18 protein-coding genes are annotated in these 17,652 nt (G+C 72.6%); 9 read left to right on the top strand and 9 right to left on the bottom strand.

The genetic code is table 11. The annotated features are described in order from the left end of the window. Positions 1-202: 202 nt before the first annotated feature. Positions 203-649, top strand: a complete 447-nt coding sequence (locus I6J71_RS21520) for a hypothetical protein (protein ID WP_204096347.1) — start codon at positions 203-205, stop codon at positions 647-649. Between the two features lie 210 nt (positions 650-859). On the opposite strand, the gene I6J71_RS21515 is transcribed toward I6J71_RS21520, so the two are convergent. Then, a complete protein-coding gene (locus I6J71_RS21515) occupies positions 860-1,465 on the bottom strand; it encodes an HSP18 transcriptional regulator (RefSeq protein WP_204096346.1) in 606 nt (201 codons plus the stop codon). A 104-nt stretch (positions 1,466-1,569) separates the two neighbouring features. On the opposite strand from I6J71_RS21515, the gene I6J71_RS21510 reads away from it, so the two are divergent. The 3 genes from I6J71_RS21510 to I6J71_RS21500 all read left to right on the top strand — a co-directional run bounded on the left by I6J71_RS21510 (position 1,570) and on the right by I6J71_RS21500 (position 2,962). Continuing rightward, positions 1,570-2,010 carry an Hsp20/alpha crystallin family protein gene (locus I6J71_RS21510; protein WP_204096345.1) on the top strand — a complete coding sequence of 147 codons (441 nt, stop codon included), beginning with the start codon at positions 1,570-1,572 and terminating at the stop codon, positions 2,008-2,010. A gap of 77 nt (positions 2,011-2,087) precedes the next feature. Further along, a complete protein-coding gene (locus I6J71_RS21505) occupies positions 2,088-2,513 on the top strand; it encodes a DUF6292 family protein (RefSeq protein WP_204096344.1) in 426 nt (141 codons plus the stop codon). Beyond that, positions 2,510-2,962 carry a hypothetical protein gene (locus I6J71_RS21500; protein ID WP_204096343.1) on the top strand — a complete coding sequence of 151 codons (453 nt, stop codon included), beginning with the start codon at positions 2,510-2,512 and terminating at the stop codon, positions 2,960-2,962. The genes I6J71_RS21505 and I6J71_RS21500 overlap by 4 nt, the downstream gene beginning before the upstream one ends. A gap of 383 nt (positions 2,963-3,345) precedes the next feature. On the opposite strand, the gene I6J71_RS21495 is transcribed toward I6J71_RS21500, so the two are convergent. From I6J71_RS21495 to I6J71_RS21485, 3 genes are read right to left on the bottom strand one after another with little or no spacing between them, the layout of a single operon-like run. Beyond that, positions 3,346-5,520 (bottom strand): xanthine dehydrogenase family protein molybdopterin-binding subunit, encoded by a 2,175-nt coding sequence (locus I6J71_RS21495; protein WP_204096342.1) that lies wholly within the window; start codon positions 5,518-5,520, stop codon positions 3,346-3,348. Then, positions 5,517-6,479 (bottom strand): xanthine dehydrogenase family protein subunit M, encoded by a 963-nt coding sequence (locus tag I6J71_RS21490; protein ID WP_204096341.1) that lies wholly within the window; start codon positions 6,477-6,479, stop codon positions 5,517-5,519. The genes I6J71_RS21495 and I6J71_RS21490 overlap by 4 nt, the downstream gene beginning before the upstream one ends. Next, positions 6,466-6,930, bottom strand: a complete 465-nt coding sequence (locus I6J71_RS21485; protein WP_204096340.1) for a (2Fe-2S)-binding protein — start codon at positions 6,928-6,930, stop codon at positions 6,466-6,468. The genes I6J71_RS21490 and I6J71_RS21485 overlap by 14 nt, the downstream gene beginning before the upstream one ends. A 218-nt stretch (positions 6,931-7,148) precedes the next feature. Here I6J71_RS21485 and I6J71_RS21480 point away from each other — a divergent pair, with 218 nt between their 5' ends. The 4 genes from I6J71_RS21480 to I6J71_RS21465 all read left to right on the top strand — a co-directional run bounded on the left by I6J71_RS21480 (position 7,149) and on the right by I6J71_RS21465 (position 8,655). Further along, a complete protein-coding gene (locus tag I6J71_RS21480) occupies positions 7,149-7,715 on the top strand; it encodes a TetR/AcrR family transcriptional regulator (RefSeq protein ID WP_204096339.1) in 567 nt (188 codons plus the stop codon). Positions 7,716-7,802: 87 nt separating this feature from the next. Continuing rightward, positions 7,803-7,925, top strand: coding sequence for a transposase (locus tag I6J71_RS21475; RefSeq protein WP_204096338.1), 123 nt, complete (start codon positions 7,803-7,805; stop codon positions 7,923-7,925). Between the two features lie 121 nt (positions 7,926-8,046). After that, on the top strand, positions 8,047-8,214 hold the full coding sequence (locus I6J71_RS21470; RefSeq protein ID WP_204096337.1) for a hypothetical protein: 168 nt from the start codon (positions 8,047-8,049) through the stop codon (positions 8,212-8,214). Between the two features lie 159 nt (positions 8,215-8,373). Beyond that, complete coding sequence (locus I6J71_RS21465; RefSeq protein WP_204096336.1) at positions 8,374-8,655, top strand: hypothetical protein; 282 nt, start codon at positions 8,374-8,376, stop codon at positions 8,653-8,655. A 31-nt stretch (positions 8,656-8,686) separates the two neighbouring features. Here the strand turns inward: I6J71_RS21465 and atzF are convergent, their stop codons facing one another. From atzF to I6J71_RS21440, 5 genes are read right to left on the bottom strand one after another with little or no spacing between them, the layout of a single operon-like run. Then, the gene (gene atzF / locus I6J71_RS21460) at positions 8,687-10,306 is read right to left on the bottom strand and encodes an allophanate hydrolase (RefSeq protein ID WP_204096335.1); all 1,620 of its coding nucleotides are present in this window, start codon (positions 10,304-10,306) and stop codon (positions 8,687-8,689) included. Continuing rightward, positions 10,303-13,848: an urea carboxylase gene (uca, locus tag I6J71_RS21455; RefSeq protein WP_204096334.1), complete on the bottom strand. Its 3,546-nt coding sequence runs from the start codon at positions 13,846-13,848 to the stop codon at positions 10,303-10,305. The genes atzF and uca overlap by 4 nt, the downstream gene beginning before the upstream one ends. After that, positions 13,845-14,465, bottom strand: a complete 621-nt coding sequence (locus I6J71_RS21450) for an urea amidolyase associated protein UAAP2 (protein WP_204096333.1) — start codon at positions 14,463-14,465, stop codon at positions 13,845-13,847. The genes uca and I6J71_RS21450 overlap by 4 nt, the downstream gene beginning before the upstream one ends. After that, positions 14,462-15,292 (bottom strand): urea amidolyase associated protein UAAP1, encoded by an 831-nt coding sequence (locus I6J71_RS21445; RefSeq protein ID WP_204096332.1) that lies wholly within the window; start codon positions 15,290-15,292, stop codon positions 14,462-14,464. Before I6J71_RS21445 ends, I6J71_RS21450 begins: the two co-directional genes overlap by 4 nt. Before the next feature lie 11 nt (positions 15,293-15,303). Further along, positions 15,304-16,803 carry an amino acid permease gene (locus I6J71_RS21440; protein ID WP_204096331.1) on the bottom strand — a complete coding sequence of 500 codons (1,500 nt, stop codon included), beginning with the start codon at positions 16,801-16,803 and terminating at the stop codon, positions 15,304-15,306. A 181-nt stretch (positions 16,804-16,984) separates the two neighbouring features. Between I6J71_RS21440 and I6J71_RS21435 the strand changes: the two genes are divergently transcribed. Continuing rightward, positions 16,985-17,644 carry a TetR/AcrR family transcriptional regulator gene (locus tag I6J71_RS21435; protein ID WP_204096330.1) on the top strand — a complete coding sequence of 220 codons (660 nt, stop codon included), beginning with the start codon at positions 16,985-16,987 and terminating at the stop codon, positions 17,642-17,644. Positions 17,645-17,652 lie beyond the last annotated feature (8 nt).

Below are 17,652 nucleotides of genomic sequence, written 5' to 3'. Positions count from 1 at the left end.
CGGCGGTGGGCGGCCCTCCGCGGAGATCGCCCCTGTACGCGGCGGGCGCGGACGAAGCCGCAACTGTCGTGCACGAGGCCGGGCAGCAGCGAGCGATGGCGTCGCAGGGGCATGCGGCCGCACCGAAATCCCGTGGTGGACCGTCCTTCCGCGGTGTCATGATGATCGTGCCACGTCCGACGACGCTGCCGCGCGCGACGGGATGATCCGGAGCCTGCCGGAGTACTTCACCGACGACGTCCCGGACAAATCCGCTGCGGAACCGGACAGCCATGCGGCGTGGGTCGCCGTCGACGATGGGGTGGTGGGGTTCGCCATCGCCGACCGGCGCGGCCGAGCCGCGGAGATCACGGGGCCGGCCGTGGCAGCGCACCGCCGCGCCCGGCAATCCGCGCCCGGCTGCTCGAGCGTCCTCAGCAGCCTCACCCAGGACCGGGTCGAGCTCGCCGAGGTCAAAACGCTCGACGTCTCAGCAGGCTACGAACCCTACGAAGCCACCCGCGCCTTCTGGGCTCGCCACGGGTTCCGGCAGATCGAGACCATCGGATCCCCTGCCCGGCCGGCAACCCGGCAACCCCGCCATTTTCGTCGCGGTGCTGACCGGATGCCCCAGCCGTGTGCGGTGACGGCGTTCGCCGAGCGCGGGTAGGTCGCGCACACCCGGCGAGGCCGAGCAGTCCCGATGCCCGGGTGATCGCCGCGGGCTGCCCCCAGGCGATCCCGGCTTGCGGCGGGCGCCATGAGACGCGAGAGGAAGCCGTGCACGAGCAGCGCGACCGAGCCGTCGTCGCGTCCCTTGCCGGTCACGGCATACGGGGTTCGCCCGCCCATCGCGATCAGCGCCCCGCACTTCCGGCGATCAGCTCGTGGTCCGGCGCCGCCGGTCCGAGATCGCCTCGTCGCGCACCCGCCCGGTCTGTTCTCCGATCGCGTCGACGCGGTCCGCGAGCTCGGCGTGCCCGGCCCCCAGGTGCCGCCGCGCCGCCGCGAGTGGCCCGAGAAGCGCCGCGGCGTCGTCGTCGCCGAGCGCCTGCGCGACACCCTTCGCCGCTCGCCGGCCCGCGGCCGTCATGCCGTCGGCGGCGGTGATGTGAGCGGCGAGCTGCCGCAGCACGGCGGCGTTGCGCCGGGCCCAGTCGGACACGGCGCGCTCGCCCGCTCGGCGATCCCGCTGGGCGTCGATGCGGCCTTCGCCGGTGGGCTCCCCGGTGACGGACGGCTGCATCCGCAGATACCTGCGCTCGGCGGCCTGCCGGCTCGTGACCCCCAGCGCCGGTGCCAGCCCCGCCCAGCTCACCCCGGCCGCGCGGGCGGCCGTGATCAGCTCCGGTTCCCACCCGGCCAGCGCCGCGCGCAGCTCGTGCAACGCCGTGAGCGCGGCGAGCAGGCGCTCACCGTCCGCGCCACCGCCGCGGGCGTCCTCGACCGTCCGCCGCACCAGTGCCAGCACGTCCACTTCGTCCATCGTGTCAACCTTTCGATGACATGGTGGTTGTCAACCATCCGATGACATGTTAGAACAGTGGTGCGCGTTGACAACCCCGAACACGAACCCAGGAGGTGGAACCGATGTTGATGCGCACCGATCCGTTCCGCGAGTTCGACCGGCTCACGCAGCACGTGCTGGGTGGCACGCCGCCCGGGACGTGGTCCAGGCCTGCCGCGATGCCGATGGACGCCTACCGCGCCGGCGACGAGTTCGTGGCCTGTTTCGACCTGCCCGGGATCGACCCGGACGCCATCGAGGTCGAAGCCGAGCGCAACGTGCTGACCGTGAAGGCGGAACGCCGTCCGGTGCAGACCGGCGACGAGGCGCGGATGCAGGTCTCGGAGCGGCCGTTCGGCGTCTTCTCCCGTCAGCTGCTGCTCGGCGAGGGCCTCGACACCGCCCGGATCTCCGCGAGTTACGACGCCGGCGTTTTGACCGTGCGCGTACCGGTCGCCGAAACCGCCCAGCCACGGCGGATCACGGTCACCTCCGGTGCGGACCGCAAGGAGCTCACCACCTGACTTCCTGAGCGTTCGGACGACGAAGCGGACCGGGCCCGCGCGGCCCGGTCCGCCCGCACGAGAAGGGAACCCGGCCCGTGACCGCATCGATCGACATCCCGACCGGCCACCACCCCGCCGCCCCGGCGCTGACCGCCTACCTGCGCGCCGTGACGGCCGAACTCGGCATCGGCCTCGAGTCCTGCACCCTCGACCACGCGTCGCCGCTGTCGGCCTACCTCGCGCTCGACGAGCGGCACCCCGCCTACCCCGACCGTGATTTCGCCCTGCTGTGGGACGAAGAACGCGGCTGGGCGGCCGCCGTCGAAACCCATTCCGGCGAGGACCTCATCGTGGTCCGCTACCTCGGCGGCACCGTAGCGCCCGCGCCGGAGGACGTCGCGCGCTTCGTCGAAGCCGTGCTTGCGGACGACCACACGCGCGGCACGCCCGGCCCGGTCCGGCTGCGGGCCGCGGGCGTTGCCGATGAGCTGGTCGCGCTGCTCGGCGGGAGGACGAGGTGACGCTCGCACTGCCCGAGAGTTTCGCCCTCACCCTGCGCGGCTACGACCGAGAGCAGGTCGACGAACGGCTCGCCGAGTTGCACGAGGAGCTGCACCTGCTCGTCGTCGACCGCGACGCCGCCCTGGCCCAGGCGGAGATCCTCGCCGGCCGTCTCGCCCAGGCCCGCGCGGAGCTCGCCGTGGTGCGCGGGCAGCTCGACCGGTTGTGCCGCACTCCCGGCGAGCCCGCCGCCGTCGGCGACCGGGTGAGCCGGCTGCTGGCCCTCGCCCACTGCGAAGCCGACGAGATCGTGCTCGTCGCCCGGCGCCGCGCCGCGGCCCTGCGCCAGGAAGCCGACGAGGCCGTTCGCCGCACCCGGGCGCGGCTGCGGGCGATTGACGCCGTGCTCGCGGAGGCGGAGTCCGCGCTGGACCAGGCGGAGCCGGCCGCGCAACCCGTGGCTGCGTGAACGTCCGAGGTGGACTGTGTCCGTTCTCCGGCACCTGCGCCCCGGCCCGCAGGCTCGGCAGATTCACGACGATCCCTTCGGGCTGCTGCGGACACGTAGTCACCCGGTCAGGTCTCCAGCCGGATCTCCGAGTCCCCGTCGGCGAGAACGAAGACCGCGTGGCCGGATCTGACGTGGATCGCGGTTCGACCTCGGCGTGGCGGCGGTCGGCGGAGTCGGTGTGCGGGGCGAGGGACTCGCCCAGTGCCGGGACCTGCCGCCGCCCGATCCTTGGGGCGGCTGCTGCCGGCGAGCCGGCCCCTCCCGGTCGCGTCGGGTACCTGAAACCCGGCACGAAAACGGCGGTCGGCCTCACGTGCCCGGCCGCCGTTTTCGTGACAGCGTCAGTCGACCAGCAGGTCCTCGATCATGATCGGGATGTGGCGCACGCGGACGCCCGTCGCGTTGTAGACGGCGTTCGCGACGGCCGCGGCGACCCCGACCGTGGCGATTTCGCCGATGCCCCGCGCCCCGACGGCGTTGTGGAACGTGTCGGGGTACTGGACGAAGTGGACGTCGATCTCGGGGATGTCGGCGTTGACCGGCAGGAGGTACCCCGCGAAGTCGCCGTTGGCGAAGCGTCCGTCGGGATCGAGCTCGAGCGCCTCGTGCAGTGCCGCCGACACGCCCCAGATCATGCCGCCCTTGATCTGGCTGCGGGCGAGCTTGTCGTTGATGATGCGGCCGCCGTCGAAGACGCCGAGCAGCCGGGAGACGCGGGTCTCGCCGGTGAGCCGGTGCACGCGGACCTCGCAGAACTGCGCGCCGAACGAGCTGAACGAGTGTTTGGTCAGCTCCTCTCCGGGCGAGGAGGAACCCGTGGCGGTCACCGAATCCCGCCCGACCGCGCGCAGCAGCTCGCCGAACGGCATCGTGGCGGTGTCGCCGTGCACGAGCCCGTCGGCGTAGGTCACCTCCTGGCCCTCGAACGGTGCGCCCGCCGCGGACGCGAGCGCCACCAGCGAGTCGAGCACCTCGCTCGCCGCCAGCATGATCGCCGTACCCACGCTCGCCGTCGCCGTGGAGCCGCCGGACATGCCACCCGGCGGGAGCTGCGAGTCACCCAGCTTCGGGGTGATCCGCTCCGGCGCGAGGTCGAGCGACTCCGCACCCACCGCGGACATCACGCTCAGCAGGCCTGTGCCCGGGTCGGCGCCACTGGTGGCGACCTCCGCCGTGCCGTCGGCGTGGAGCGTGATCCCGACGGTCGCCGGGAAGCGCAGCGCGGGGAACATCGCCGTCGCCATGCCGACGCCGACGAGCCAGTCGCCGTCGACGTGCCCGCCCGGCCGCCGCTGCGACCACCGGAACTCGCGCGCCCCGACGTCGAAGCACTCGTCGAGGTGCTTGCTCGACCACTGCAGGTCCTTGCCCGGCGGGGCCAGCGAACTGTTGCGCTTGCGCAGCTCGATCGGGTCCATCCCCAGCGCCACGGCCAGCTCGTCCATCGCGCTCTCCAGCGCGAACGAGCCCGGCGCCTCACCCGGAGCCCGCATGAATGTGGTTGGCGGGATGTTCAGCGGAACCATCTTCTGGCTGATGGAGAGGTTCTTCGTGGCGTACCACTCGCGCGAGGTGCCGTGCGAGGTCGGCTCCACGAACGACCGGCTCATGGGCGTGCTCGACCACGAGTCGTGGCGCAGGCCCAGGATCGTGCCGTCGGGGTCCGCGCCGATCGTGACCTTCTGGAGCGTCGCCGCGCGGGTGGCCGTCGCGGTGAAGACCTGCTCGCGCGTCAGCGCCGCCTTCACCGGCCGGCCCAGGGCCTTCGCCGCCGCGGCCGCGAGGAACGCCGGCGTCGACGTGCGGCCCTTGCCGCCGAACGCGCCCCCGACGTACGGGTTGATCACGTGCACCGCGGAGACCTCGAGGTCGAGCGCGCCGGCGATCTCCACGGCGATCAGGTTGCTGCCCTGGTTGCCCGTGTAGACCGTGAGCTCGCTGCCGTCCCACACCGCGACGGCCGAGTGCGGCTCCATCGCGGCGTGGTTCTGCGTGGCGGTGCGGTAGGTGTGGTCCACCACGACCGGCGCCTCGGCGAAAACGTCCTCAATGGACTCCACGCCGTCCGCCAGCACCTCGATCTGCGGCGGGTTGCCGCGCGACTCCGGCGCGTCCTCAGCCGACGCGAGCCCGTCGTCGAACGACAGCAGGGCGGGCTTCTCGTCGTAGGTGACGTCGATCAGCGGGGCCGCGTCGCGCGCCTGCTCGAACGACTCGGCGACGACGAACCCGATCGGCTGGCCGTAGTGCTCGACGTCGGTGTTGCGCAACGGGACCCAGGTCTCGCCCATGATCGGCGAGATCGGCGGCGTGCGCAAGTCCAGCCGGTCGAACGGGGTGTAGACCGCGATCACGCCGGGCGCGTCCTTCGCCGCCGTCACGTCCATGGCCGACACCTGGCCGTGGGCGACTGTGCTGACCACGACGTAGCCGTAGGCCATGCCTTCGAAGGTGTGGTCCATCGCGTAGTTGGCGCGCCCGGTGACCTTCAGCGGCGCGTCGAGCCGGCCGGTCATCGACGGCTCCCTTCGGTCAGCTCCACCAGCGCGCGCACGACGGTGCGCTTCACCAAGGAGACCTTGAACGAGTTGAACGGCAACGGCCGTGCGCCGTCGGCGGCCAGAGCCGCGGCCTGCACGAACGACTCCTCCGTCGCGGGCTTGCCGCGCAGCGCCTCTTCGACGGCCGGGAGCCGCCACGGCACGGTGGCCACGCCACCGACCGCCACCCGGGCGTCCGCGATGACGCCGTCGCGCACGTCCAGTGCGGCGGCGGCCGAGGCGAGCGCGAACTCATACGACTGCCGGTCGCGGACCTTGACGTAGGTCGAGTTCTCCGCCCAGTCGAGGCGCGGCACCCGCACCTCGGTGATCAGCTCACCGGGTCGTAGGTCGTGCTCGACCTCGGGCGTGGTGCCGGGCAGGCGGTAGAAGTCGGTGAGCTTCACCGTGCGCTTGCCGGTCTTGCCGGTCAGCTCCACCTCGGCGTCGAGCGCGACGAGCGCCACGGCGACGTCGCTGGCGTGGGTGGCCACGCACGAGTCGCTGGTGCCGAGAACCGCGTGCATGCGGTTGACGCCTGCGATCGCGGAACAGCCGCTGCCCGGGTCTCGCCGGTTGCACGCCGTGGCGACGTCGCGAAAGTACGAGCACCGCGTGCGCTGCATCAGGTTGCCGCCGATGCTCGCCATGTTCCGCAGCTGCTGCGAGGCGCTGAGCAGCAGCGCGCGCGAGATCGCCGGGTACACGCCGGGGTGGCGGGCGATGTCGCCCATGCGCTCCAGCGCGCCGAAACGCAGCCCGTCGGTGGTGTCGATGCCGCGGAGCGGGAGGTCGTTGATGTCCTGCACGCGCTCGGGCGTGAGGACGTCGAGCTTCATCAGGTCGACGAGCGTGGTGCCGCCGGCCAGGAACGTGCCGCCCGCGTCGAGGGCGGCGTCGACGGTGGTGGGTGCGGTCAGCTCAAACGGTCGCATCGGCCCGCCTCGTCCGCTCGGCCGCCTGCTCGACCGCCGCGACGATGTTCGGGTACGCCGAACACCGGCACAGGTTGCCGGACATGAACTCGCGCACGTCCTCCACGCCGTCGCGCACCGCGGCGGCCGCGGACATCAGCTGGCCGGACGTGCAGAACCCGCACTGCAGCGCGTCCTGGTCCACGAAGGCCTGCTGCACGGGGTGCAGGACGTCCTCAGTGGACAGTCCTTCGACAGTGGTGACGGGGCGGCGCACGGTGGCCGCCAGGGTGAGGCACGAAAGGACCGGTTTGCCGTCCACGTGCACGGTGCAGGCGCCGCACTGCCCGCGATCACAGCCCTTCTTGGGGCCGGTCACGCCGAGGCGCTCGCGCAGCGCGTCGAGCAGCGTGACGCCGGGATCGACGTTGAGCCGTTCGGTGGTGCCGTTGACTTCCAACGAGATGTCCACTGGATCTCTTCCCCGCGATCGGCCCGTGAAGGGACGCGCCGCGGTGTGGTGGTGGTAGTGGTGGGGGATGTCGGTCACGCGCCGAGTTGTACCGGATAGTTATCCGCTTCGGTATTTTCGAGGTTAGCCAAATACAATCGGGTTGGCAACGAAGCGGGTCACCTGGAGCAACTCCAGGCCCCGCGATACCGCACATCGGAGACTTCGAGGTACCGCGCATGACGGTCAGCCCGCGCCGGGCGGACACCCGCCGCAACCACGACCGGATCCTGGCCGTGGCCGCGCAGTCGCTGAGCCGCTCGGCGGATCTGTCGTTCAACGCGCTCGCCAAGGAGGCGGGTGTCGGGGTGGGCACGGTGTACCGCCACTTCCCGACCCCGGAGGCGCTGATCCTCGCGGTGTACGACCGGGAGGTGCACCACCTCGTCGAGGTGGTCCCCGACCTGCTGAAGTCCTTGCCACCGGAACAGGCTTTCCGCACGTGGGTCACCGACCACCTGACCCAGTACATGATGACCAAGCGCGGCCTCGCCGACGCCCTGCGCCTCTCGCGGCCGTCGGGCTCGGGCGAATTGCCGCGCCACGCCTACGAGCAGCTGGTGGCCGCCGTCGATCGCCTGCTGCAGGCGAACATCGCGACGGGTGCCGTCCGGCCCGACCTCACGACCGCGACCCTGCTGCGCGGGCTCGGTGGCCTGCTGTACCTGCGACCGGACGACGACTGGAAACGGCAAGCCGGCGAATTGGTGGATCTGCTGTGGCGCGGAATGCGCGCCGATGACTAGTCGCATGGTGACCACCGGTTACTGGTCACCATGCGGCTAGAGCTTGTCCTGTAAGTGGTTGAACCGGGTGTCTGATAGTTGTGCCGGGTGGTTGGTCGCGGTGAGCTGACGGACGAGGCGTGGTCGGTGATCGAGCCGTTGCTGCCGCCGCAGCAGGGCGGTGGCCGGCGGTGGCGTGATCACCGCCAGGTCGTCGACGCGGTTTTGTGAAGGTTGCGCACCGGCGCTGTCGGGCGTGACCTGCCCGACGGCTACGGCCCCGGGGAACCGCGCATCAGCGGCTGCGGCTGTGGACCAAGGACGGCACCTGGGACACAAGATCCTCGACCGGGTGATCGTGACAGAGGACGTCTCCGGCGATCTCGAGTGGATCATGTCGGTCGGCTCGAGCGTGGTCCGGGCGCACCGGCACGCTGCGGGCCCCCAAAAGGGCTGCAGCGACGACACCGACGCCTCGCCCTCGACGGAGAAGGACTCGGCTGGTCCCGCGGCGGACTGAGCACCGAGATCCACCTCGCCGTCGACGGGTGGGGCCTGCGGATGCGGTTCCTGCTCACCCCGGGCCAAGCCGGAGACAATCCGCGGCTGCTGCCGCTGCTGGATTGGCGTCAGCGTCGCGCGCCTCGGTCCGGGGCGTTCACGGTGCCGGCCGGAGACCGTGATCGCGGACCAGGCGTATTCGCATTCCGCGCCCCGAGAGGCGATGCGGCCGCGGGGCATCAGCTTCCTCAGCCTGCGGCGCGTTGACCGGATCGCCCGCCGCGTCGCCAACGGCTCCCACGGTGGGCGACCACTGACCTTCGTTGCCGAGATCTACACGCACCGCAATGTCGTCGAACGCTGCGTCAACCGGCGCACACAGTTCTCTGATCCGGCCACCCGCTACGCCAACTATCAGGCAGAACTCACCCTCGCGGCCATCGTCTTCCGGCACCGATGAGTGACAGGACAGCTCCTAGTCGGCGCGCCGGTCAGGAACGCAGGTGCGCCAGCCAGCCGCCTTTTCCGGAGATGTCCGGCGCGCCGTCGAGCGCGACCGGTTCGCACAGGAAACCGGAGACCTCCGAGCCGTCGGCGAGGAGGACGCGACCGATCGTCAGCGGCGCCGGCACCCCGGCGACGAACGCCCCGAATCCCGACACAGGCAGGTCCCACACCTCGGCCGCGATCGCGGCACCGCCGGCGGGCACGCGGACCAGGCCGGGTTTCGGGGGTGTGGTGGCCAGCGCGTGGAGGTGGTACTCGGGAGCGGTCGACACGGCGGCGACGAACCGGCCCCCGCGGCTGGTGAGCTCGTGGTTGAGGGGCTGGCCGCGCAGGTGGGCGCCGACGACGGCGAGCCGGACCCGGGTTTCGACGGTCCGGGCCAGAGCGGCCAGCTTCGCGTCCGCGTGCGCCGGGCCGACGAACATGACCCCGAACGGCAGGCCGCCGGCCGTGCCGGCGGGGACGGCGAGCGCGGAGAGGCCGAGCAGATTCGCGAAGTTCGTGAAGCGGCCCAGCGCGGCGTTCGCGCCGATCGGGTCGGCGGCCACCTCGGCGAGCGTCGGGTGGCCCGTCGTGGTCGGCAGGAGCAGCGCGTCCACTGTGGACAAAACCGCGTCGGCTTCGCTCTTCAACTCGGCGAGCGTGGCTTGATCTTCGAAGACCCGGTGCGCCGGTAGAGCACGCGCCGCGGTGATGATGGCGGCCACATTCGGGTCGACCTCGTCGGGATGCTTCTCAAGGAACTCGCCCACGGCGGTGTAGCGTTCGGCGACGAACGAACCTTCGTACAGCAGCCGTGCCGCCGAGAGGAACGGTGACAGGTCCACTGTGGTCACGGTGGCACCGGCGGCCGCGTAGTCCGCCACGGCCGCGGCGAAGGCTTCGGCCCAGCCGTCCTCGAGCGGCCCTGGTGACCCGGGCACGCCGATCCGGAACGGGCCGCCGCCGGCGAACCCGGGGCCGGCGAACGGGGGACCGGCCAGGCACCGCAGCGTCAGTTCGGCCTCGGCGACCGTCCGCGCGAAGATCGACACGCAGTCGATGCTGCGGCAGGCGGGCACGACCCCGGCGGTCGGCAGCAAGCCGGGTGTCGGCTTCAGGCCGACGATCCCGTTGAGCGCCGCCGGCACCCGGCCGGACCCGGCGGTGTCGGTCCCGAGTGCCACGTCGGCGATGCCGAGCGCGACGGCCACGGCCGAGCCCGAACTCGACCCGCCCGAGATGTACGCGGGGTCGACGGCGTTGCGCACCGCGCCGTAGGGACTGCGGGTGCCGACGAGCCCCGTGGCGAACTGGTCGAGGTTCGTCGTGCCGAGGACCAGCGCCCCGGCCGCCCGCAGCCGCGCGACGACCGGTGCGTCCTCTGCGGGGCGGTACGCGAAGGCCGGGCACCCGGCGGTGGTCGGCAGCCCGGCCACGTCGATGTTGCCCTTGACCGCCGCGAGCCGGCCGTACAGCGGAAGCGGCTCTCCGGCGGCGAAGCGCACGTGCAGGGCAGCGGCCTCGGCGAGGACCTCGTCCTCCGGCTGCAGGTCGATCCAGACCTCCGGCCGGTCCACCTGCTCGATGCGCCGGTAGGCCGCGCGGACCCGTTCGCGGATCACGCGAGCACCACCAGCGGAGTGCCGGGCGCGACCTGGTCGCCGGGGGACACCAGCACCTCGAGCACCTCACCGCCGGCGGGCGCCGGGATGCGCGACTCCATCTTCATCGCCTCCAGGGTGACCAGCGACTGCGCGGACTCGACCCGCGTGCCCGCTTCGACGTCGACCCGCCACACCGTCGCGGCGAACGGTGCCTCGACGACGCGCCCGCCGGGCGGCGCCTGCACCCGGGCCGGCGGCCGGGCGACGGGTTCGGGCTTCGGGTCGAACTCGCCCGCGGCGGCCCACGCGCGCCGTTCGGCTTCGAACGCCGCCGCCTGGGTGGCGCGGAAGTCCGCGATGCTCCCGGCATTCTCGGCGAGGAAGCGCTGGTGGTCGGCGAGCCGGAACTCACCGTCGGTGATGTCGAGTTCCAGCTGCCCGGCCGAGCCCTGGGCCCGCAGGTCCAGCAGCTCCTCAGCCGACACCGGGTACCAGGAGATGCGGTCGAAGAACCGCAGCAGCCACGGCGAACCCGGCTCGAACGCGCCGCGCTGGTGCCAGCCGCTCCACACCTGCACCGTGCGGCCGACGAACTGGTAGCCGCCCGGCCCCTCCATGCCGTAGATGCACAGGTACGCACCGCCGATTCCCACGGAGTTCTCGGCGGTCCACGTCCGGGCCGGGTTGTACTTCGTCGTCACCAGGCGGTGGCGCGGGTCGAGCGGCGTCGCGACCGGGGCGCCGAGGTAGACGTCGCCGAGCCCCAGCACGAGGTACTGCGCGTCGAACACCGTGCGGTACACGTCGTCCACCGTGGCCAGCCCGTTGACCCGCCGGATGAACTCGATGTTCCACGGGCACCACGGCGCGTCGTCGCGCACACCCGTCATGTACCGCTCGATGGCTTCCCGGGTCGCAGGGTCATCCCACGACAACGGGAGCCGCACCTGCCGGCTGGGCACCGCGAGGTCGGCGGTGCCGGGCAGGTCGGCCTCCAGCTCGCGTACCAGGCCGAGGGCTTTGCCGACCGGCAGCGCGTCGGGGTCCACGTGCACCTGCAGCGACCGGATGCCCGGTGTGAGGTCGACGATCCCGGGCACGCCTTCGGCGGCGAGTCGTTCGGCCAGTGCGTGGACGCGCAGGCGCAGCGCGAGGTCCAGGGTCATCTCGCCGTATTCGACCAGCAGGTTGTCGTCGCCGCTGCGGCGGTAGGTCACGGACGGTTCGCCGTCGCCGGCGGCGCGGCGGGCGAGCACCCCGCCGTCGCCGAGTGTTTCGCGGCTGGCGTGCAGCGGAACCGCCGGCTTGCGGCGCAGCGCGGCCGCGTGGTCGGCGTCGATCGGCACGAACCGCACTGCGTCGCCCGGACGCAGCTGGCCGAGTTTCCAGCGTTCGCCGGTGGCCACCGTGGCCGGGCAGACGAAGCCGCCGAGGCTCGGGCCGTCCGGGCCGAGCAGGATCGGCAGATCGCCGGTGTAGTCCACGGCGCCGATCGAGTACGGCGTGTCGTGGATGTTGGACGGGTGCAGCCCGGCCTCGCCGCCGTCCTCGCGCGCCCAGGCCGGGCGCGGCCCGACGAGCCGGACACCGGTGCGCGCGGAGTTGAAGTGCACCTCCCACTCGGTGCGGTAGAAGGTCTCGATGTCGGCCGGGGTGAAGAACTCCGGGGCCGCGTGCGGGCCTTCGAGCGCACCGATCGTCCACTGTGCACCCAGAGCAGGCCGGTCGGCGGCGGGGACGGGGCCGGCGACCGGGTCTGCGGGTTCGGGGCCGGGGGTCAGCACGTCGCCGGCGGCGAGGGCGCGCCCGGCGTGGCCGCCGAACCGGCCCAGCGTGAACGTCGCGGCGCTGCCGAGGAACTCGGGCACCGCGAGGCCACCGCGCACCAGCACGTAACTGCGCAAGCCGGCGGTGCCGGTACCGACGTCCAGGGTGGCGCCGGCGGGGACGGCGAGCGGCGTCCACAAGGGAGCTTCGGCACCGTCGACCGTCACCGGCGCGTCAGCCCCGGCCACGCACACGGTCGTCGGCGCGGTAAACCGCAGCGTGACGCCGTCCACCGTGCACTCGAGGCCCGCGGCGCCCTCGGGGTTGCCGAGCGCGAGATTGCCGAGGCGGAAGGACAAGTCGTCCATCGGGCCCGACGGGGGGACGCCGACGTGCCAGAACCCGGTGCGGCCGGGCCACTCCTGCACGGTGGTCGCCGTCCCGCCGCGCACGACCTCGACGCGCGGCTCGTCGTCGGTGATGCCCTCGAGCGTGGCGGTGTCGTGCCGGGCCGCGGTGAACGCCGGGGCACCGGCGGCGGCGCGCAGCTGGCCCAGGTTGGTGCGCACGCCGTGGACCGCCGTCGCCGCGAGCGCGGTGCGCAAGCTCGCCAGCGCGTCCGCGCGGTCGGTGCCGGTGCAGATCACCTTGGCCAGCAACGGGTCGTAGTGCGTGGTGATCGTCGTGCCCGCTTCGACCCACGTGTCCACGCGCACGTCCGGCAGCGTCACCGCGGTCACCAGGCCCGCGCTCGGCCGGTGGCCGGCACTCGGGTCCTCGGCGTACACGCGCGCTTCGAACGCGTGGCCGCGGGGTTCGGGGGCCGTGGTGAACATGCCGTGGTCGCCGCCGGCGAGTCGCAGCATCCACGCGACGAGGTCCACGCCGTACACCGCTTCGGTCACCGGGTGCTCCACCTGCAGCCGGGTGTTGACCTCGAGGAACGCCGCCTCGCCGCGGGCAGGGTCGTAGACGAACTCGACGGTGCCGGCCGAGCGGTAGCGCACCGACGCGCACAGCGCCACGGCGGACTCCACGAGCTGCCGGCGCACCGCGTCCGGCAGGTCCGGCGCGGGGCATTCCTCGACGACCTTCTGGTTGCGCCGCTGCAGCGAGCAGTCGCGGGTGCCGAGCGCGAGCACCCGGCCCGCGCCGTCGCCGAACACCTGTACCTCGACGTGGCGCGCGCTCGACACGAGCCGTTCGAGGAACACACCGGCGCTGGCGAAGCTCTTGGCCGCGAGACTGCGCACGGTTTCCCACGCGGCCGTCAGCTCGGCGGGAGTCGCGCACGCCCGCATGCCGATCCCGCCTCCGCCGCCGGTGGCCTTGAGCATCACCGGGTAGCCGATCTCCGCGGCGCGCGCCAGGGCTTCGTCGAGGTCGGCGAGCAGGCCCGTGCCGGGCAGCAGCGGGACTCCGGCGGCGATCGCGGCCTCGCGAGCGGTGTGCTTGCTCCCGAACACCTCCAGGTGCTCGGGCGCCGGACCGACGAACGCGATGCCTGCCGCTTCGCACGCGCGGGCAAACGCGGTGTCTTCGGACAGGAAACCGTACCCGGGGTGGATCGCGTCGGCGCCGGTGTCGAGCGCTGCGCGCACGATCGCGTCGGCGCGCAGGTAGCTTTCGGCCGCGGGTGCGGGGCCGAGCCGCACGGCCTCGCCGGCGAGCCGGACGTGCGGCGCGGTGCGGTCGGCGTCCGAGTACACGGCCACGGCCGGGATGCCCAGCTCCCGGGCACTGCGCAGGATGCGGACGGCGATCTCGCCGCGGTTGGCGACCAGGAGTTTCACGCCGCACGCTCCGGCTCGGTGACGACCATCCGCACCGGCGTCGGGTCGAAACCGTTGCAGGGATTGTTGATCTGCGGGCAGTTCGACACCAGCGCGAGCACGTCGGTCTCCGCGCGCAGGCGGACTTCGAGCCCGGGCGCGGAGAGCCCGTCGACGATGCCGAGGGTGCCGTCGGGCTCGACCGGCACGTTCATGTACCAGTTGATGTTGCTCACCAGGTCGCGTTTCCCGAGGCCCCAGCGGGCGCCTTCGAGGAGGAAGTTCTCGACGCACGCGTGCTGGAACCGGGTGTGCTGCCCGTAGCGCAGGGTGTTGGACTCCTTGCTGCAGGCGCCGCCGAGCGTGTCGTGCCGGCCGCAGGTGTCGGCGATGACAGTGAGCAGCGGTGCGCCCTCGGCGGTGCGCAGCACGCTGCCGGTGGTGAGGAAGATGTTGCGCTGCGCGGCGATCGTCGTGGCCGCGCTGTAGCGCTGGGAGGTGTCGGCCGCGTCGTAGCAGAGGAAGTCGACGGCCTGGTTGCCGCCGAGGTCGACGATGGCCAGCTCCTGGCCGCGGCGCAGCACCGTGGAGAACGGCGCCCGCGCGGGGACTTCGACGTCGAGCACCTTCGTGGTCATGTGAGCCCCCTGGCGGTGAGGTAGTCGGCGGTGTTCTCGAACGCTCGCCGGGATTCCGGGGTGTGGGTCCACTGCGGACTGTCCGGAGTGGTCGGCCGGGCACGCCAGGCCAGCACCTGCAGCGGCGTGACGGCGTAGTCCGGGCGCGGGTCGAGGGGGTGGGCGACGTTGGCCAGCAGCACCACCGCGGGGATCTCGACGACCAGTTCGACCGAGCGGGCGGGGCCGGCCGAACCGGTGAACTCGAGCTCGCCACCCGCGCCGACGCGCACGCCCTGGAAAAAGGACAGGCTCGGGGGGAGATCTCGCGGGCCGAGCCCGTGCTTGGCGGCGGCGAGGGTGAACAGCGGGAGACCGGCCGGGGAGGCGCTTTCGGGGGCGCCGGCACCGTAGCGTTCGGTGTTACCCGCCACAGTGGACGTTCCGCACAGCGCGTCGTGCCGGCCGCTGGAGTCGGCGACCACGGTCGCGAGCACCCGGGCCTGGTCCGACAGCAGGGTGCCGGATTCGCCGAGGTAGGCGTTCCACTGCACCTTCACCGTGTCGGCGACGTTGAGCCGTTCCCACGGCTGGTCGGCGTTGAACAGCAACAGGTGCGCGCACGCGTCGCCGGCGAGGTCGGTGAGCCGCAGCCGGGTGCCGCGGGCCAGCACCTTGTGCGTGTAGCCGCCGGGGGCGACGGTTTCGGCCCAGGTCAGCGCGGCCCGATCGACGCCATCGGGTGGATCGGGGAAGGTGCTCGCGGGGATCGTCGGCATCGTGTCGACGACGGTGCCCGCCTGGGCGCGGGCGTGGTCGCGCGCGCCGTACGTGGTTGCGGTGCTCATGCGGCGCCCTCTCAGACGGCGGGTTCGAGGGCGGGGGCGGCGGTACGGCGCAGGCGCAGCCAGCAGAGCCCGCCGATCAGCAGCGCGGCGGCGACGAACTCGACGGGGAAGAGCAGCAGCCACGGCGAGCCGGAACCGGCGAGGTCGTAGATCTCCGCCCGGGGCCAGGCGATGTTGACGATCATGACCACGCCGTAGGCGACGGCGGCGACGTTGACCGGGATCGCCCAGCGGCCCAGCGAGAACAGCCCGGGTTGTGCGGGGAAGTTCCCGCGCAGGCGGCGGACCAGCAGCGGCGCGGTGACGAGCAGGTAGGCGAGGTAGACGATCACCACCGAGGTGCCGGTGATCGTGCTGAACAGCGTCGGGTTGCCGACGTTGACACCGAGCAGGCCGATCGCGAGTGCGCCGGACAGGACTGCGGGGCCCAGGGGAGTGCCGGTGCGCGGGTTGACGCCGGAGAGCCGGGCCGACATCGGCAGCGCGCCATCGCGGGCCATCGCGTAGATCAGCCGGATCGTGCCGGTCTGGATGGTGAGCGTGCAGACGATGACGGCGATGGCGACGTCGGCGAGGAAGATCCGGCCGAAGGTGTCGCCGAAGACTGCGGTGATCACGTACGGCAGCCCGTGGCCGGCGAGCTGCCCGTCGGTGAGGCTCGGGGCGGCCATGAGCGCGGTGAGGACCACGGCGAGCCCGCCGAGCCCGGACACCAGCACCGCGCGCAGCACGGCCCGCGGCGCGGCGCGGCGGGCGTCACGCGTCTCCTCCGCGACGGAGGCGGCGGTGTCGAAACCGTAGAGCACGTACGCGGCCATGAGCGCCGACGCGAGCACACCGCCGACGCCCGCGGCCGAGGTGCCGTCGCTCACCGCGACGCTGCGCAGCACGACCTGAGGTCCGCGTGCGGCGAAGAGCGCGAGCCCGCCGATGAGCACGACGACCCCGACCAGCTCCGCGGCGACCCCGATGTCGTTGATCCGCGCCATCACGCGGACCCCGGCGGCGTTGACGAGCGTGGTGAAGACGATCAGGAGCGTGCCGAGCAGCACGGCGTTGGTGGCGCCAGTCGGCGACGTCACCGAGGGGTCGCCGCCGACGAGCTGGAACCCGCTCCACACCGACGGGAGCACGATCTGCAGCGCGATCGCCGCCGCGGCCAGCGCCACGACGCAGCCGAGCAGCATCATCCAGCCCGCGAGCCAGCCGGTGAAGCCGCGGGCGAGCTGCTTGGCCCACTGGTAGACGGAGCCGGCGAGCGGGAAGCGCGCGGCGAGCTCCGCGAAGACAAGGGCGACGAGCAGCTGCCCGGCGAGCACGGCCGGCCACGACCAGAAGAACAACGGGCCGCCGAAGGAGTAGCCGAAACCGAAGAGCTGGAAGACGGTGGTGAGGATCGAGACGAAGGAGAAGCCGGCGGCGAAGGCGGAGAACCCGCCCAGCGTCCGGCGAAGCTCCTGGCGATAGCCGAACTGCTGCAGTTCGTCGGTGGGGACCGGTGGCGCGGGCATGGCGGGGCTCCCGTCTGCGGGCGGAATTTCGATCGTTTGATCGAAATTAAGGTGCGGCCGCGTCGGGGCCGTCTCGCGCGCGTAAGGGCGGTGTTAACGAGCCGGGCGTTGTGTTTCGGGATCGGGCGCCGCCGTGTAACACGGCCGCGAGCCTGGCAGGATCGGCCGGGTGGACGGGAAGGTGACCAGAGTCGGACGGCCGCGCGCCAGCGGTGCGGCCGCGAGCAGGCAAGACGCGCGCGAAGCACTGCTGGACGCCGCCGGCGAGCTCTTCACCGGCGCCGGCTACGCGGCGACCACGACCCGCGCGATCGCCGAACGCGCGGGCCTGCGCCAGGCTTCGCTCTACTACCACTTCCCGGCGAAGGAGGACATCCTCGCCGAACTGCTGGCCGCCACCGTCCGCCCGTCGCTCGCGGTGGCGGACCGGCTCGTCGCGTCCCGGGCGCCGGCCGCGACTCGGTTGTGGGCTCTGGCGCACACCGACATCCGGCTGCTCGCCGGCGCGCGGCACAACGTCGGGGCGCTGTACCTGCTGCCCGAAATCGCGTCCCCGAATCTGGCGGGGTTCCGCGCCGACCGGGCGGCGCTGAAGGCGGCGTACGCGTCGCTGGTGGACTTCGCGGGGGTGCCGTCGGCGGCGGCGCGGACGGATCTGGTGTTCGGTTTGGTGGAGAGCACCGCGATCCTGCGGCGGGATTCGCCGGACTTCGACGTGGCCGCATACGCCCGCGAAGGCGCCGACGCGGTGCTCCGCGTGGCCGGCCTCCCCGACGCGGACGACGCCCTGCGAGCCGCGGCTCTGGACCTGGCCCCGCCTGACGCCGCCCGACTCGCCTGACTCGTCCG

The organism is Amycolatopsis sp. FDAARGOS 1241, assembly GCF_016889705.1.
In the GTDB taxonomy this organism is placed as follows: Bacteria; Actinomycetota; Actinomycetes; order Mycobacteriales; family Pseudonocardiaceae; genus Amycolatopsis.
This window is presented reverse-complemented; position numbering and strand designations above follow the sequence as displayed.

Coding starts and splice junctions, on each gene's coding strand:
- I6J71_RS21440 (WP_204096331.1), bottom strand. CDS start 16,803: ATGCCCGCGCCACCGGTCCCCACCGACGAACTGCAGCAGTTCGGCTAT.
- I6J71_RS21520 (WP_204096347.1), top strand. CDS start 203: ATGATCCGGAGCCTGCCGGAGTACTTCACCGACGACGTCCCGGACAAA.
- I6J71_RS21480 (WP_204096339.1), top strand. CDS start 7,149: ATGACGGTCAGCCCGCGCCGGGCGGACACCCGCCGCAACCACGACCGG.
- I6J71_RS21510 (WP_204096345.1), top strand. CDS start 1,570: ATGTTGATGCGCACCGATCCGTTCCGCGAGTTCGACCGGCTCACGCAG.
- I6J71_RS21495 (WP_204096342.1), bottom strand. CDS start 5,520: ATGACCGGCCGGCTCGACGCGCCGCTGAAGGTCACCGGGCGCGCCAAC.
- I6J71_RS21450 (WP_204096333.1), bottom strand. CDS start 14,465: ATGACCACGAAGGTGCTCGACGTCGAAGTCCCCGCGCGGGCGCCGTTC.
- I6J71_RS21445 (WP_204096332.1), bottom strand. CDS start 15,292: ATGAGCACCGCAACCACGTACGGCGCGCGCGACCACGCCCGCGCCCAG.
- I6J71_RS21515 (WP_204096346.1), bottom strand. CDS start 1,465: ATGGACGAAGTGGACGTGCTGGCACTGGTGCGGCGGACGGTCGAGGAC.
- I6J71_RS21490 (WP_204096341.1), bottom strand. CDS start 6,479: ATGCGACCGTTTGAGCTGACCGCACCCACCACCGTCGACGCCGCCCTC.